Origin of the sequence: Candidimonas nitroreducens, assembly GCF_002209565.1 — a bacterium.
GTDB classification, from domain to species: Bacteria; Pseudomonadota; Gammaproteobacteria; order Burkholderiales; family Burkholderiaceae_B; genus Candidimonas; species Candidimonas nitroreducens.
On record NZ_NJIH01000010.1, the window covers coordinates 146,072 to 161,164 of the forward strand.

Sequence of the window (15,093 nt, forward strand, 5' to 3'; positions counted from 1 at the left end):
AGCGGCTGGCCCCGGCCGGCCCGGGCCACAGGCCCGGACTACATCTTGACGACGTCAGTGCCCTTGGGCGGCACGAATTTGAAAGCGCCGGCCGGCAGCTTGGGGTTGGCGACGATATGCGTAAGGTCGATGCGCGTGGTCTGGCCGAAGGAATCGACCAGTTCCAGGCGCGCCGGCAGGTCGTTCTTGAAGCCGATGTCGACATAGGCAAAGCCCGCGTCGGCCTGGCGCGGCTTGGCGTGCATCCATTGCAGGCCGTCTTTGTCGGGCAGCGCGCTGACCTCAAAGGCCTGGTCGAGCGAGCCCGAACCGAACAGAATCGCCGCGGGCGAGGCCCCTACCGCCTTGCCCACGCCACGCTCGGTGACCTGGGCCAGATCGGGATCGTACTGATACACAGTGCTGCCATCGGACACGATGAGCTGGGCGTAAGGCTTTTCGACTTGCCAGCGGAACTGCCCCGGGCGCTGGAAAGAGAAGCGGCCGGACTGCGGCGGCTTGCTCTGACCATTGCGGGCCTGGGTCTGCTGGGTGAATTCGCCGGTGGCCGAGGACACCTGGGCCACGAACTGGCGCAACTGGGTGCCGGCGTCGGCCGACCAGGCCGCCGCGGGCGCCAGCGTCAGCAGTGCCGCGGCCAGCAGGCGCCGGTACGATTTATTCAGCATTGGAGCCTTCTCCGGCGGGGGCGAGGATCTCGCGGTTGCCATTGGACTGCATGGCCGAGACCAGGCCGGCCTGCTCCATTTGTTCCAGCAGGCGCGCGGCGCGGTTGTAGCCGATGCGCAAATGGCGCTGCACCGACGAAATGGAGGCGCGCCGGTTCTTCAGCACCACGCTGACCGCCTGATCGTACAGGGGGTCGGATTCGGCATCGGCAAAGCCGGTGACCGAGCCCACGCCGTCGCCGGTCTCGCCTTCCAGCGCGCCTTCGAGCAGGCCATCGACGTAATTGGGCTCGCCCTGCTCTTTGATGGACTCGACCACGCGATGCACCTCGTCGTCGCTGACGAAGGCGCCATGCACCCGGGTGGGCAGGCCCGTGCCGGGGGGCATGTACAGCATGTCGCCCTGGCCCAGCAGGGTCTCGGCGCCCATCTGGTCGAGTATGGTGCGCGAGTCGATCTTGGACGACACCTGGAAGGCGATGCGCGTGGGGATATTGGCCTTGATCAGGCCAGTGATCACGTCCACGCTGGGGCGCTGCGTGGCCAGTATCAGGTGGATGCCGGCGGCCCGCGCCTTCTGTGCCAGGCGGGCGATGAGCTCTTCGATCTTCTTGCCCACCACCATCATCAGGTCGGCCAGCTCGTCGATGACGACCACGATCATGGGCAGCGTCGCCAGCGGCTCGGGCGCGTCGGGGGTCAGCGAGAACGGGTTGGGAATGGGCTCTTCGCGCTTGATGGCGTCTCGGATCTTGGTGTTGTAGCCGGCCAGGTTGCGCACGCCCATCTTGCTCATGAGCTTATAGCGTTTTTCCATTTCGGCCACGCACCAGTTCAGCGCGTTGGCCGCGTGGCGCATGTCGGTGACCACGGGCGCCAGCAGGTGCGGGATGCCTTCGTAGACGCTCATTTCGAGCATCTTGGGATCTATGAGTATGAGCCTGACCTGGGTGGCGTCGGCCTTGTACAGCAGCGACAGGATCATGGCGTTGATGCCTACCGACTTGCCCGAGCCGGTGGTGCCGGCCACCAGCAGGTGGGGCATCTTGGCCAGGTCGGCCACCACCGGGTTGCCGGCGATGTCCTTGCCCAGCGCCATGGTCAGCAGCGAGGCATTGCTGTGGTAGGTCTGCGAACCGATGATTTCCGACAGCCGCACCATCTGGCGGCGCGGGTTGGGCAGTTCCAGCCCCATCAGGTTCTTGCCCGGTATGGTCTCGACCACGCGGATGCTGACCAAGCTGAGCGCGCGCGCCAGGTCTTTGGCCAGGTTGACGATCTGGCTGCCCTTCACGCCGGTGGCGGGTTCGATTTCGTAGCGCGTGATGACCGGCCCGGCCTGGGCCGCCACCACCACGACCTTGACGCCGAAGTCGGACAGCTTCTTTTCAATGAGGCGCGAGGTGAACTCTATGGTTTCCGGGGTGACGGTCTCGGGGTTTTCAACCGGCGGATCGAGCAGGCTGATGGGCGGCAGATCGCCCGCGGCGCCCGGCTCGGCCGGCGCGGTGAACAGCGTTTTCTGCTTTTCTTTTTCGACCCGCACCGATTTCGGGATGTTGACGATGGCCGGCTCGATGCGCACCGGCTGCTCGTGCACCAGTTCTTCGTGGCGGGCCACCACGGTTTCGTTGCGCTCGGCGCTTTTGACTTCTCCCACCTTGCGGTCTTCGCGCGCCGCCTTGAAGGCGAACAGGCCGCGCACGGCCTTTTCGGCCACCATGCCGACGCGCTCGGCCAGATGCAGCCACGAGAAGCGGAAGAACAGGCTGGCGCCCACGGCCACCAGCACCAGCAGCAGCAGCGTGCAGCCGGTGGATCCTACGGCCGTGGCCAGGGCATGCGCCAGCAGCTTGCCCAGCTGGCCGCCGGCGCCGGCCGGCAGATGCGACCCGAGCTGGCGCATCTGCAGCGCTTCGGTGCCCATGGCGCCGATGAACATCAGCGTGAAGCCGACACCGACTTCCCAGTGCACACGCGGCAGCGGTTCGGCGGCCTTGTCTTTGGGCAGCAGGGTGCTGGTGAGCCGGAAGAAGCCGGCCACCACGCGCTGGGCCAGCAACAACACCCAAAGCCAGGCGGAATAGCCGAACAGGAACAGCAGCAGATCGGACACATAAGCGCCGAAATGACCGCCGCGGTTCAGCGTGACGCCGCTGTGCACAGAATGCGACCAAGCCGGGTCGGTGGGATGCCAGGTAGCCAGCACCAGGGCCAGCCAGGCGGCCAATGCGGCGAACAGGATCCAGCGGGCCTCTCGGATGAGCCCCGAAACCCGGGTTTGCAGGGGTGAGGGGCCGTTGCGCACGTTGCGCGAAGAGCGGGAAGACGTAGCGGGTAATCTAGCCATGGACTCATTATAATTGCCTGTTTAAGTTTTTCGGATTTGCGGCTATGACGACCCCAAAACACGCCAAGCTCTTGATACTGGGCTCGGGCCCGGCCGGCTACAGCGCGGCGGTATACGCGGCGCGCGCCAACCTGGCGCCGGTGCTGGTTACCGGCCTGGAACAAGGCGGGCAACTGATGACCACCACCGAGGTCGACAACTGGCCGGCCGACGTCCAGGGCGTGCAGGGCCCCGACCTGATGCAGCGCTTCCAGGCCCACGCCGAGCGCTTCAACACGGAATTCGTATTCGACCACATTGTCAGTGTGGATTTGTCCAAGCGCCCCTACACGCTGACCGGCGACACCGGCGCCCTCTACACCTGCGATGCGCTCATCATCGCCACCGGGGCTTCGGCCCAGTACCTGGGGCTGCCCACCGAACAGGCGTTCATGGGGCGCGGCGTGTCCGGCTGCGCCACTTGCGACGGCTTCTTCTACAAGAACCAGGATGTCATCGTGGTGGGCGGCGGCAATACCGCGGTCGAGGAAGCCCTGTACCTGTCGAACATCTGCCGCACGGTCACCCTGGTGCACCGGCGCGACAAGTTCCGCGCCGAGCCCATCCTGGTCGACAAGCTGATGGACAAGGTGAACGACGGCAATATGCACCTGAAGCTGTTCCACGAACTGCAAGAGGTACTGGGCGACGACTCCGGCGTGACCGGCGCGCGCCTGGTGGACAGCATGACCAAGGCTACGGAAGACCTGGCCGTCAGCGGCGTGTTCATCGCCATCGGCCACAAGCCGAACACGGCCATCTTCGAAGGCCAGCTCAAAATGGAAAACGGCTACATCGTCACGCGCAGCGGCTTGCAGGGCATGGCCACCATGACCTCGGTGCCTGGCGTGTTCGCCGCCGGCGACGTGCAAGACCACGTCTACCGCCAGGCCATCACCAGCGCCGGCACGGGCTGCATGGCCGCCCTGGACGCGCAGCGCTGGCTGGAGAATGAGCAAGCCTAAGCGCCGCAACCAGGGCGGACTGGAGGGCCTGCGCCGGATACTGGCCCAGGAAGAACAGGCTCGTGCCGATGCCGATGCCGCGGCCAGCGCAGGCAGGCTCGCGGCCAGGAGCGCCTCGAAGCGCAGCGCGGCGGCCGGCTCGGCCGCGCCGCGCCGCCGTACAGACACGGGTCAAGGCGCTACGCCCGGCGCCGCAGGCAAGGGCGCCAGCCCACAAGCCGAAACTGGCGTTGCCGCGGCATCCGCAGCCGGTTCCGTCGAAATCCTGCCTTTGGATGCGGACGATCATGCATTGTTTCAGCGAGCCGTCAGGGGCGTAACCCCCATCAAGGATACGCGGCGCGCCCTGCTGCCCCCGAAACCGACGGCCAGCGCGCGCGAGCTGCGCCTGCGCCGCGAGGCTGCGGCCGGCCAGCCTGTGCCCACGCCTGCCGCGGTTTCCGACCATTTCGTTCCGGCCGCGACGGCCAGCGACGCGTCGTCGTTCCTGCGGGCCGGCTGCGGGCCCGATCTGCTCAAGGGCCTGCGGCGCGGCAAATGGGCCATAGGCGCGACCTTGGATCTGCACGGCAGCACCCTGGAAAAGGCACGCCAGCGCCTGGATCAATTCCTGCAATCGTGCCTGACGCACCAGGTGCGTTGCGTCTGCGTGATCCATGGCAAGGGCCACGGCTCACGGCGCGGCGAGCCGGTGCTGAAGACCACGGTGCGGCACTGGCTGGGTCAGCTGGACTGCGTGCAGGCGTACGTGGAATGCCGCGAGGAAGAAGGCGGCAGCGGCGCCGTGCAAGTACTGCTGCGGGCGGGCACAGACAGCTGATACGGCTGCGAGGCGCGGTACCAGTGGGCCATAAACCTGCGACAAGGCGGAAAGCCATACCGGCCAGTAGCGCTTGCCCGAACAACAAAAGCCGACGGCATATACCGTCGGCTTTCGTCTTGTTGTTTTTATTGGAAACTGCTTTTTGTTTTTTATACGCCGGATACCGGCCTTGCCCGTATAGGGCTGTGTCTCCTCACCTGCATGCACGGCATTGTGCACGAAGTTCGGGCGCGCCACACTTAGGGAATACGCTTGGTTCAGGCGGTTTTTTGCTCGGCAAGCCCCAATTCTTCCATCATTTTCTTGCGGATCTCGAATTTCTGTACCTTGCCGGTGACGGTCAGCGGAAATTCGTCGACGAAGCGCACGTAGCGCGGCACCTTGTAGTGGGCGATGCGGCCGGCGCAGAACTCGCGCACCGATTCCTGCGTAACGGAGGCAGGATCCTGGCCGGGCCTGAGTATGACCCAGGCGCAAAGTTCTTCGCCGAACTTGCTGTCGGGCACGCCGACCACGGATACGTCCTTGACGGCCGGATGCTTGTACAGGAATTCTTCGATCTCGCGCGGATAGATGTTCTCGCCGCCGCGGATCACCATGTCTTTCAGGCGGCCCACCACATTGCCGTAGCCGCGCTCGTCTATGACCACCAGATCGCCGGTGTGCATCCAGCCGTCGGCGTCGATGGCCTCGGCGGTCTTGCGTTCGTCGCCCCAGTAGCCGAGCATCACGGCGTAACCCTTGGTGCACAGCTCGCCGGGAGTGCCGCGCGGCACGACATTGCCATCGGCATCGATGACCTTGCACTGCAGGTGCGGCTGTACCCGGCCTATGGTCGAGACGCGGCTTTGCAGGTCGTCGTCGCCAGCGGTCTGGAAGCTGACCGGGCTGGTCTCGGTCATGCCATAGGCGATGGTCACGTCGCGCATGTGCATGGTTTCGATGACCTGGGTCATGATGTCCACCGGGCACGGCGAGCCGGCCATGCAGCCGGTACGCAGGCTGGACAGGTCGAAGCTGGCGAATTCGGGATGCGTGAGTTCGGCGATGAACATGGTGGGCACGCCATACAGGCCGGTGCAGCGCTCGGCCGCTATGCAGCGCAGCACCGCAAGCGGATCGAAGGCGTCAGACGGGTACACCATGGCCGAGCCGTGCGTCAGGCAGCCCAGGTTGCCCATGACCATGCCGAAGCAGTGATACAGCGGCACCGGTATGCACAGCCGGTCGCCGGGCTTCAGGCCCACGCACTCGCCGACGAAGAAGCCGTTGTTCAAGATATTGTGATGTGACAGGGTGGCGCCCTTGGGCAGGCCGGTGGTGCCGCTGGTGAACTGGATATTGATGGGATCCTGGCAGCTCAGCGCCGCGCCCAGCCGAGCCAGCTCGTCCGCGTGGGCCGGTGTGCCGAGCGATGCCAGCTCATCGAACTGGCGCCAGCCGGGGCGCGCAACGCCCCCTATTTTGATCAGGTGCCGCAAATGCGGCGCGGCGGCGGCCTGCAGCGGGCCACTATGGCCGGCGACCTCGGGCAGCAGTGTCTCGACGATGGAAACGTAGTCACTGGTCTTGAAGCTCTCGGCCGCGACCAGCGCACTGATCTGCACCTTGTTCAGCGTGTACTCGAGTTCGGTGCTGCGGTAGGCGGGGTTGATATTGACCAGGATCATGCCGGCCTTGGCGGTGGCGAACTGGATCAGCGCCCACTCGGCCTTGTTGGGCGACCAGATGCCCACGCGGTCGCCGCGCTTGAGCCCCAGCGCCAGCAGGCCCGCACCGATGCGGTCGGCAAGTTCATTCAGCTGGATGTAAGTCAGGCGTACGCCCTGATGCACCGAAACCAGGGCTTCTTGTTCGGGCCAGGTGCGGGCGGCATGTTCCAGGGCCTGGCCGATGGTTTCGGTGCGCAGTTGCGGCTCGGTGGCGCCGGTGACGAGGCTGGGCGTAGTCATAGCATGTCTCCTTGGGCCGCGATCGAAACGCCGCGGGCTTGTTGTGATAGTAGAAGATTATGCGCCCCGATTCTTAAACAGGCCTTACGGCGCGGCCGGGGCAGGTTCAACCAAAATGTGCTGAAGCCCAGCTCAAATGGGTACCGAATTTTCCCAAGGCTTATCCCATGCCAATGCACTGTTTCGACGGATGTAAATGCTTGAGCCGAAAGCGTTCCTGGGCCAGCGAGGAACAAGGGCACACAGCGCAATCGGACTCAATTCATAACTCTTGTATATCGGTTGATCATAATTAGTGAATGGACTGAGGCCAGTGCGATGTGTCAAATTAAGATGCGATGAAGGGCTGTACCGCCTGGCGCATGGCTGCAAATGCCAAGTAGCCGTCTACCAACGAGCAAAGCCCGAATCACAACCGCCCCGAGTAAAGAACCACCCTTGCCTGAACACAACGATCATCGCCCGGCGTAGCCCATAACCACAATCACATCCCACTGGAGACAAGCATGACTCGATCATTATCTTTGGCCGGCATGGCGCTGGCCATCGTCGCGGCCTGCGGGCTCGGAGGCCGGGCCTACGCAAGCGGCAGTTCGTATCCCGATCGGCCCATACGCCTGATAGTGCCCTATAGCGCCGGCGGCGGCGCTGACAATGCCGCGCGGGTCATCGCCCAGAAGCTGTCCGATCGCCTGGGCCAGAGCGTGATCGTCGAGAACAAGCCCGGCGCCAGCGGCACGGTTGCCGAAGGCTATGTCGTGCGATCCCCGGCGGACGGCTATACCGTGCTGTACGACACATTCGCCTTCGGGGTGAACGCATCGCTGCGCAAGCTGCCGTTCGACCCCCGGCATGATCTGGAGCCGGTTTCGCTGGTAGCGACCGCCGCCATGATTTTGGTGGAGAACCCCAAGCTGCCGTCCAAGACCCTGGCTCAATTGCTCGCCCAGACAAAAGCGCATCCGGGCACCGTCACGTATGCCTCGTACGGCGTGGGCAGTTCGGCGCACCTTGCCGCGGAGCTGCTCAACGACCGGGCCGGCACCCGCATGCTGCACGTGCCGTTCAAGGGCGGAGCCCCGGCGCTGACCAATGTCATAGGCGGCCAGGTGGATTGTTATTTTGCCAACGTCTCGTCGGGCCTGCCGTATGTCCGCTCCGGCATGGTCAGGGCATTGGCCGTTTCGTCGGCAAAGCGCCTGAAGGTGCTGCCCGATGTACCCACCGTACAGGAAAGCGGCTTCCCTGGCTTCGAGGTTCTTGACTGGCACGGCCTGTTCGTGCCGCACGGTACGCCGGCGGCGATAGTCGAAAAACTGGCGCAAGCCGCCAATTACGCGACATCCGATCCTTCGGTGATCAAGCGTCTGCACGACATGGGCATAGAGCCTGCAAGCAGCAGCCCGGCCAAATTCGGAAAGTTCCTGGACGGACAGATGAAGAAATGGTCCACGCTCATAGAGCAAAGGCATATTTCCTTGCAATGAGCGGCACCGCCCAAACTCGAGGCGGCCTTGTACCCGCTCACGCCCCGGCCTGGCTCCCGCTGCGTGCGGCCGCATGCAGCCCCCCACCGTCGCAACACCCCCGAAAAAACGGAGCACATATGAATAGCAAGACCTTGACTCTGTGCATGCGCTACGCGCTTGCGGCCGCCGCCCTGTGCATGGCGGGCCACGCCGGCGCGCAAGACTGGCCGTCCAGGCCGGTGCACATCATCGTGCCCTACGCGGCCGGAGGCACCACCGATTATGCGGGGCGCCTGATAGCCCAGAAGCTCACCCAGGAAACCGGACAATCATTCTTCGTCGAGAACAAGGCGGGGGGCGCCGGCACCATAGGCACGGCGGAAGTCGCGAGGGCTGCCGGCGACGGCGCGACGTTCCTCACCAATGACACGTCCTACGCCATGCTGCCGGCCTTGTATTCCAAGCTGCCCTGGAACCACGAAACCGACCTGATTCCCATTACCACCTTGGTGGAAACGCCGGTGGTGCTGGTGGTGCCCGAAAAATCGCCCTTCAAAACCATGCAGGATCTGGTCAAATATGCCAAACAGCACCCCGGCAAACTGAATTTCGGCTCGGGCGGCGCCGGCAGCTCCACCCACCTGCAGACGGTGGTGTTCAATAAAGACGCCGATATTTCCGCCACCCACATTCCCTACAAAGGCGCGGGCGACGCGATGCGGGGCCTGGTGTCGAATCAGGTGGATTACCTCATCACCGCCACCCCGACGGCCGTGCCGCAGATACAGGGCGGCAGGGCTCGCGCCCTGGCAGTCACTGGCGGCCAGCGGGTATCCGTGCTGCCCGACGTGCCTACCTTCGGCGAGGCGGGTCTGCCCGCCTACAAGGTCATGAACTGGTTCGGCATGGCCGCCCCCAAGGGTACACCTCCAAAAATCACCAATTCCATGTACGAACTGATCAAGAAGGGCTTGTCCGATCCGTCCATCGAGCAGTCGCTGGCCAAGCAAGGCGCCCACGCCGGCGGCATGCCCCCGGCGGACTTCGCCGCGATGATACGCCGCGAAACCAAGGGGTGGATCAGCGCGGCGCAGCAAGCGGGGATTCATCCGCAGTAATTCCCGATACGATGCATGATTCATAATCCCACACTTCACCATCAATTCACCCCTTGCCATGTGGAACCTGTCTTTCTCTCCTCCTGAAGTCGTCGAGGCCCGGGTCATGACCCGGCTGCCCGACAAATTCCGCAAACTGCAGCAGACGGAATGGGCCCAAGCCAACAAGCCCGGACAGCTGATAGACAGTTTTCTCGAAGGGCCCTCCTTCGACCGGGAAGGTAATTTGTGGGTCACCGACATACCCAATGGGCGGATCTTCCGCATCGACCCCGACCTGAACTGGTCTCTGGCCACGCAATACGAGGGCTGGCCCAACGGCTCGGCGTTCCACCGCGACGGCAGCCTGTGGATCGCCGACTACCGGCGCGGCATCCTGCGCTTCGATCCCGCGACGGGATCCATGGAATCCGTTCTGGGCCACCGCGCCAGCGAATCGTTCAAGGGCGTAAACGACCTCACCTTCGACGCGCAGGGCAGCTGCTACTTCACCGACCAGGGCCAGACCGGAATGCAGGATCCCAGCGGCCGCGTCTACCGTCTGGAACCTGGCGGCAGGCTGGACGTCGTGATCGGCAACGTGCCCAGCCCGAATGGCCTGGCGCTGAACGGCGACGGCAGCGTTTTCTATCTAGCGGTCACGCGCGCCAATGCGGTCTGGCGCGCACCGCTGCTGCCCAGCGGCAATCTCAGCAAGGCGGGGGTGTTCCAAACATTCTTCGGCACCAGCGGGCCGGACGGCCTGGCCCTCGACAGCGAAGGCCGCCTGGTGGTCGGCCACGCCAGCCTCGGGGGCGCCTTCGTACTGAACCCGCGCGGTGAAATAACGCACTACGTACGTTCGCCCATAGGCAGCACGACCACCAACCTGGCCTTCCGCCCCGGCACGCGGCAATTGGTAATCGTGGAATCGCAAACCGGAACCCTGCTGGAAGCGGAACTGCCCGCCGAAGGGCTGGCCTTGTTTTCCCATTCATGAAACGCAGCCCCACTAAACACCAGAGCACGGCGGATGGAAAAAATAGATTGTGTAGTGATCGGCGCGGGCGTCATCGGCCTGTCCATAGCGCGCGCGCTGGCCATGGCGGGCCGCGAAGTCATCATTCTGGAAGCGGAAACCGCCATCGGCACACATACCAGCGCGCGTAATTCCGAAGTGATCCACGCGGGCATTTCGTACGCGCCCGGCTCGCTCAAGGGCAGGCTGTGCGTGGCCGGCAAGAATGCCTTGTACCAGTATTGCGGCGAACGCGGCATTCAGCACCGCCGCATCGGCAAGCTGATCGTCGCAACCGACGACAGCGGCATTCCAGCCTTGCATCAATACGTGGCGCTGGCCGCCGCGCAAGGCGTCACCGATCTGCGTCTTTTGTCGGACGCCGAAGTGCGCGCCATGGAGCCGGAAGTCTCGTGCGTGGCCGGGCTGTTTTCGCCTTCCACCGGCATCGTCGACAGCCACGGCTTGATGCTGGCCTATCTGGCGGATGCCGAAAACCATGGCGCCACCCTGGCGTTGCAAGGCAAGGTGGAATCGGGCCGGGCCGACCCGCAAGGCACCGTGCTCGAAGTGGGTGGTGCAGAGCCCTTTACGGTGCAATGCAAGACCGTCATCAACGCCGCCGGACTGGGCGCGCAGCAAGTCGCGGCTGCCATCGACGGCATGCCCGCGGATCTCATTCCGCCGCTCTACTACGCCATCGGCCACTATTTTTCGCTGGCCCGGAAGTCGCCTTTCACGCACCTGGTGTACCCCACCAGCCGCGAAGGCGCGTTTCGGGCGCACGTTACGCTGGATCTGGGCGGGCAGTGCAAATTCGGCCCGGACATAAGCTGGCGCGACAAGCTGGACTATACGTTCGATCCGGCGCGCGAACCGGCATTCTACGAGGCGGTGCGCCGCTACTACCCCAAGCTGCAAGACGGCGACCTGCAGCCCGGCTACACAGGCATCCGCCCCCGGCTCGCCGGGCCGGGCTCTTCAATGCACAACACGGCAAGCGACTTCGTGATCCAGGACGAGTCGCGCCACGGTGTGCCCGGCCTGATCAATCTGTTCGGCATGGAATCCCCGGGGCTGACGTCGTCGCTGGCCATAGGCGAATACGTCGCACGGCTGGCGGCAGGACGGGCGGGCTGAGGCCGGCCCACTGAAACGGTGCGCTATGCGACACCGCCCTGCCCGCGCCGCTTACCGCGCCAATATGCTCAGGCCTTCTTCAAGTGCTCAGGCCTTCTTCAAACCGAAGTACGCGCGCTCCAGCGCGGCGTCGGCATGCATTTCCTCGACAGTGCCTTCGAAGCCTATGCGGCCGCCCTCCAGGGTGTAGACCCGGTCGGCAAGATCCAGGAACTTGACGTTCTGCTCGGCAATGAGCAGCGCCAGGCCCAGGTCGCGGAATTGGCGCAGAACCTGGATCACTTCCTTGACGAACACCGGCGACAGGCCGGCGGAGGGCTCGTCCATGACCAGCAGCTTGGGCTGGCCGGCCAGGGCCTTGGCCACGCCCAGGATCTTGCGCTGGCCGCCGGACAGGCTGCTGCCGAGCGCGCGGCGCTTTTCTTCCAGAATGGGGAAGCGCCGGTAGAGGCCGGCGATGTGCTGCTTGAGTTCGGCCGGCGGCAGGAACTGGCCGCCAATGTGCAGATTGTCGTCGACGCTGAGGTCGGGAAAACAGGCGGTCTCCGACATATACGCGATGCCGCGGCGCACCCTCTTGTCGGTGCGTTCGCGCGACACGTCATGGTCTTCGAAGCCGATGGTGCCGCCCCAGCTCGGCAGCAGGCCCATGATGGTCTTGATCAGCGTGGTCTTGCCGGCACCGTTGGGCCCCAGCAGCACCACGGTTTCGCGCGGGCGCACCGTAAGGCCCGCCCCCCAGAGCGCCTGCACTTTGCCATAGCCGGCGTCCAGGCCGGACACACGCAACAATTCATCAGCCATCGACATCCCCTGCCGCTGCGCAGCAGCCTTGCCGGTGAACGCCCGCATTGCGCTTCTCAATGTTCATCGGGAGCCCCCAGGAAGACTTCGACGACTCGTGGATCCTGTACGGCTTGCGACAAGGTGCCCTCGAAGAGGTTCTTGCCCGCGCTGAGCACGATCAGGCGATCGGTGACCTGGTCGACGAAATCCATCAAGTGCTCGACCACCAGCAGCGCGATGCCGGAACGCGCCAGCTCGCGCAGGCGGCCCGCCACCAGATCGAGCTCGGCGGGATTCAGGCCCGCGCCCAGCTCGTCGACGCACAGCAGCTTGGGCCGGGTGGCCAGCGCACGCGCCAGATCCAGCATCTTCTGCTGGGCGCTGGTGAGTTCGCCCGCATAGCGGTCGGCGTGCGGCTCCAGATCGAGGAAGCGCAGCAGCTCGCCTATGCCGGTGTCGGCGTTGGCGCCGCCGCCGTGCTGGCCGTAGGTGCGCGCCACCTCGACATTCTGGCGTACCGTCAACGTCTTGAAGGGTTTGGGAATCTGGAAGCTGCGATTGATGCCCTGGTGCACCAGGCGATGCGCCGCCATGCCGCCGACGGGGCGCCCCTGGTACAGAATGCTGCCGCCATCGGGCCGGTACAGGCCGGTGATGACATTGATGCAGGTGGTCTTGCCCGAACCGTTGGGGCCGACCAGGCCCAGCACCTCGCCCGGCATGACGTCGAAGCTGACGCCGTCGAGCGCGCGGAAGGCGCCGAAATGCTTGGCCAGCCCCTGCACCCGCAGCAGCGGCGCGGCGGAAGCGGCGCGGCCACCCCCGGCAGTCGCTGCACTCGCAGCAACGGCCGCGCTCGTGGCATCGCCAACGGTGGTGGGCTTGCTGGCGGCGGCATCAGATGACATGTATTCCCCAGCGCCGCAGCAAAGAGGCCAGCCCATTGGGCAGGAACAGCACCAGCGCCATGATCAGCAGGCCGTAGATGAGCTGGAAGTACTGCGGCGTCGAAATGCCGATGAAGTTGTAAAGCCCGTACAGCACGATGACGCCGAAGATCGGGCCGGTCACGGTGGCCACGCCGCCGAACAGCGCGAAGACGATGGCGAAAATGCTGAAGTCGGGGCTGAAGACGTTGTCGGGGTAGAACACCGATACGTACCAGGCGAAGTTGGCGCCGATCAGGCCCGCGGTCAGCGCCGACAGCAGCCAGGCAATGACGCGCGCGCGCACCACGTTGATGCCGGACGACGCCGCGCTGATGGGGTCGTCCTTGATGGCCTGCAGCGCCAGACCGAAGCGCGAATAGCGCAGGTACAGCACGCAGCCCACGGTGAAGGCCATTACCAGTATGGCGATGGCATAGCTGAGCGCCGGGTTGAAGATGCCCGAGAGCGACACGCCGTAGGGCCCCTTGGTGATGTTCTCGAGTTCGGGGTTGGAGACGATCTCGGCAATCGCCAGGGCCGCGGCCAGGTTGGCGATGGCGAAGTACGGCCCCGACAGGCGCAGCAGCGGCGTCAGCACCAGGCCGAAGATCACGGAGGTGGCAGCCCCGGCCGCCATGGCGGCCAGCGGGCCGGCGTGCAAGTGCATGACGGCCAGCGCGAAGCCGTAGGCGCCCGCGCCGAAAAAGCCCACATAGCCGAAAGGCAGGTAGCCCGTGAAGCCGTAGATGATGTTGACGCCTTGCGCCAGCGTCAGGAACACCAGGAAGTTGAACAGCAGCAACTGGTTGGAATACACCTGCGGCAGCAGCGCGGCCGCAAGCACCAGCGGAACCAATACGGCCAGAGAAGCGCGCAGCGCTTGGGCTTTAGGCATGGCGCACCTTCCGGCCCAGCAGGCCGCTGGGGCGCACGAGCAATATGGCGATCAGCATCAGATACGGCAGCAGGCCGGCCCAGGAACTGAAATAGGTCTGCATGAGCATCAGCGAGACTCCGTAGATCAGGCCGCCCAGCACGGTGCCCAGCGGGCTGCCGAGCGAGCCGACGATGATCACCGTAAAGGACTGTATGGTCAGGTGCACGCCGCTGGCCGGCGTGACGCTGCCCAGCATGAAGGGCGCAAAGCAGCCGGCCACCGCGGCCAGGCCCAGCCCTATGCCGAAGGCCAGGGCCGAGACGCGGCCAACGTCTATGCCGGTGGCCAGGGCCTCGTCGCGATGCACCATGACCGCGCGGGTGAGTCGGCCGACGCGCGTGCGATACAGATACAGGAACAGCAGCACGACGGCCACCGCGCTGCATATGGCGCTGACCACCCAGGCCGCGGGAAAGGTCTCGCCCAGCAGGGCAATCGGATGATGCCCCAGCGCCCGGCCGGGTATGGAACGTTCGCTGGGGCCGAAGGCGATGGTGGCCAAAGACTCGATCACCTGCGACAAGCCGAAGAACAGGATGATCGACAGCATCTCGGGGTCGGGCGAGCGCAGCAGCCGCGGCACCAGCGCGTAATAAAGCGGAAAGCCTATGGCGGCGAACACCACCAGGCACAGCACCGCCGCGAGTATCGGGTTCAACATGGTGGCGGCGTACAGGCCCACGGCCGAGAACGCGCCCAGCATGACGAAGTCGCCATGCGCCAGGTTGACGATGCGCATTACCCCGAAAATAAGATTCAGCCCCAAGCCGACGAGGCTGAAGTACAGACCGAAAAGCAGGCCGGCCAGGATCGAATATGCAAGCATGTCGCTATGGGCTCGCTATGAAGTCGCACACGATACGAGGACAGCGTAAGCGCATCGGGGCGCACGGCGCAAGGCCGCGCATGCCCCGATGCCC

Annotated in this window: 13 protein-coding genes; 6 read left to right on the top strand and 7 right to left on the bottom strand. The window is 64.8% G+C overall.

The features are described from left to right. Positions 1-38 precede the first annotated feature (38 nt). Positions 39-668, bottom strand: a complete 630-nt coding sequence (gene lolA, locus CEY11_RS18035; protein WP_088604799.1) for an outer membrane lipoprotein chaperone LolA — start codon at positions 666-668, stop codon at positions 39-41. Continuing rightward, entirely contained in the window at positions 658-3,018 is a 2,361-nt protein-coding gene (locus CEY11_RS18040; RefSeq protein WP_088604800.1) for a DNA translocase FtsK, read from the bottom strand. Before CEY11_RS18040 ends, lolA begins: the two co-directional genes overlap by 11 nt. A gap of 44 nt (positions 3,019-3,062) precedes the next feature. On the opposite strand from CEY11_RS18040, the gene trxB reads away from it, so the two are divergent. Further along, complete coding sequence (gene trxB, locus CEY11_RS18045) at positions 3,063-4,022, top strand: thioredoxin-disulfide reductase (RefSeq protein ID WP_088604801.1); 960 nt, start codon at positions 3,063-3,065, stop codon at positions 4,020-4,022. Beyond that, entirely contained in the window at positions 4,009-4,842 is an 834-nt protein-coding gene (locus CEY11_RS18050; protein ID WP_088604802.1) for a Smr/MutS family protein, read from the top strand. Before trxB ends, CEY11_RS18050 begins: the two co-directional genes overlap by 14 nt. Positions 4,843-5,102: 260 nt before the next feature. Here the strand turns inward: CEY11_RS18050 and CEY11_RS18055 are convergent, their stop codons facing one another. Beyond that, positions 5,103-6,797 (bottom strand): AMP-binding protein, encoded by a 1,695-nt coding sequence (locus CEY11_RS18055; RefSeq protein ID WP_088604803.1) that lies wholly within the window; start codon positions 6,795-6,797, stop codon positions 5,103-5,105. Between the two features lie 506 nt (positions 6,798-7,303). Here CEY11_RS18055 and CEY11_RS18060 point away from each other — a divergent pair. From CEY11_RS18060 to CEY11_RS18075, 4 genes are all read left to right on the top strand, one after another. After that, positions 7,304-8,284 (top strand): tripartite tricarboxylate transporter substrate binding protein, encoded by a 981-nt coding sequence (locus CEY11_RS18060; RefSeq protein WP_088604804.1) that lies wholly within the window; start codon positions 7,304-7,306, stop codon positions 8,282-8,284. Positions 8,285-8,403: 119 nt separating this feature from the next. Next, complete coding sequence (locus CEY11_RS18065) at positions 8,404-9,384, top strand: Bug family tripartite tricarboxylate transporter substrate binding protein (protein WP_233154953.1); 981 nt, start codon at positions 8,404-8,406, stop codon at positions 9,382-9,384. Between the two features lie 58 nt (positions 9,385-9,442). After that, complete coding sequence (locus CEY11_RS18070; protein WP_088604805.1) at positions 9,443-10,363, top strand: SMP-30/gluconolactonase/LRE family protein; 921 nt, start codon at positions 9,443-9,445, stop codon at positions 10,361-10,363. Between the two features lie 33 nt (positions 10,364-10,396). Next, positions 10,397-11,521, top strand: coding sequence for an NAD(P)/FAD-dependent oxidoreductase (locus CEY11_RS18075; RefSeq protein WP_088604806.1), 1,125 nt, complete (start codon positions 10,397-10,399; stop codon positions 11,519-11,521). An 87-nt stretch (positions 11,522-11,608) separates the two neighbouring features. Here CEY11_RS18075 and CEY11_RS18080 read toward each other — a convergent pair whose 3' ends face one another. From CEY11_RS18080 to CEY11_RS18095, 4 genes are read right to left on the bottom strand one after another with little or no spacing between them, the layout of a single operon-like run. Then, positions 11,609-12,325 carry an ABC transporter ATP-binding protein gene (locus CEY11_RS18080; RefSeq protein ID WP_233154954.1) on the bottom strand — a complete coding sequence of 239 codons (717 nt, stop codon included), beginning with the start codon at positions 12,323-12,325 and terminating at the stop codon, positions 11,609-11,611. Between the two features lie 56 nt (positions 12,326-12,381). Continuing rightward, a complete protein-coding gene (locus CEY11_RS18085) occupies positions 12,382-13,215 on the bottom strand; it encodes an ABC transporter ATP-binding protein (RefSeq protein WP_088604807.1) in 834 nt (277 codons plus the stop codon). Then, a complete protein-coding gene (locus tag CEY11_RS18090) occupies positions 13,205-14,131 on the bottom strand; it encodes a branched-chain amino acid ABC transporter permease (RefSeq protein WP_088604808.1) in 927 nt (308 codons plus the stop codon). Before CEY11_RS18090 ends, CEY11_RS18085 begins: the two co-directional genes overlap by 11 nt. Then, positions 14,124-14,999, bottom strand: a complete 876-nt coding sequence (locus CEY11_RS18095) for a branched-chain amino acid ABC transporter permease (protein ID WP_088604809.1) — start codon at positions 14,997-14,999, stop codon at positions 14,124-14,126. Before CEY11_RS18095 ends, CEY11_RS18090 begins: the two co-directional genes overlap by 8 nt. Positions 15,000-15,093 lie beyond the last annotated feature (94 nt).

Excerpts from the sequence above, each read along its gene's own strand:
- CEY11_RS18050 (WP_088604802.1), top strand. The coding sequence starts at position 4,009 with ATGAGCAAGCCTAAGCGCCGCAACCAGGGCGGACTGGAGGGCCTGCGC.
- CEY11_RS18090 (WP_088604808.1), bottom strand. The coding sequence starts at position 14,131 with ATGCCTAAAGCCCAAGCGCTGCGCGCTTCTCTGGCCGTATTGGTTCCG.
- CEY11_RS18055 (WP_088604803.1), bottom strand. The coding sequence starts at position 6,797 with ATGACTACGCCCAGCCTCGTCACCGGCGCCACCGAGCCGCAACTGCGC.
- CEY11_RS18095 (WP_088604809.1), bottom strand. The coding sequence starts at position 14,999 with ATGCTTGCATATTCGATCCTGGCCGGCCTGCTTTTCGGTCTGTACTTC.
- CEY11_RS18080 (WP_233154954.1), bottom strand. The coding sequence starts at position 12,325 with ATGGCTGATGAATTGTTGCGTGTGTCCGGCCTGGACGCCGGCTATGGC.
- CEY11_RS18060 (WP_088604804.1), top strand. The coding sequence starts at position 7,304 with ATGACTCGATCATTATCTTTGGCCGGCATGGCGCTGGCCATCGTCGCG.
- CEY11_RS18075 (WP_088604806.1), top strand. The coding sequence starts at position 10,397 with ATGGAAAAAATAGATTGTGTAGTGATCGGCGCGGGCGTCATCGGCCTG.
- CEY11_RS18040 (WP_088604800.1), bottom strand. The coding sequence starts at position 3,018 with ATGGCTAGATTACCCGCTACGTCTTCCCGCTCTTCGCGCAACGTGCGC.
- lolA (WP_088604799.1), bottom strand. The coding sequence starts at position 668 with ATGCTGAATAAATCGTACCGGCGCCTGCTGGCCGCGGCACTGCTGACG.
- CEY11_RS18070 (WP_088604805.1), top strand. The coding sequence starts at position 9,443 with ATGTGGAACCTGTCTTTCTCTCCTCCTGAAGTCGTCGAGGCCCGGGTC.
- CEY11_RS18085 (WP_088604807.1), bottom strand. The coding sequence starts at position 13,215 with ATGTCATCTGATGCCGCCGCCAGCAAGCCCACCACCGTTGGCGATGCC.
- CEY11_RS18065 (WP_233154953.1), top strand. The coding sequence starts at position 8,404 with ATGAATAGCAAGACCTTGACTCTGTGCATGCGCTACGCGCTTGCGGCC.
- trxB (WP_088604801.1), top strand. The coding sequence starts at position 3,063 with ATGACGACCCCAAAACACGCCAAGCTCTTGATACTGGGCTCGGGCCCG.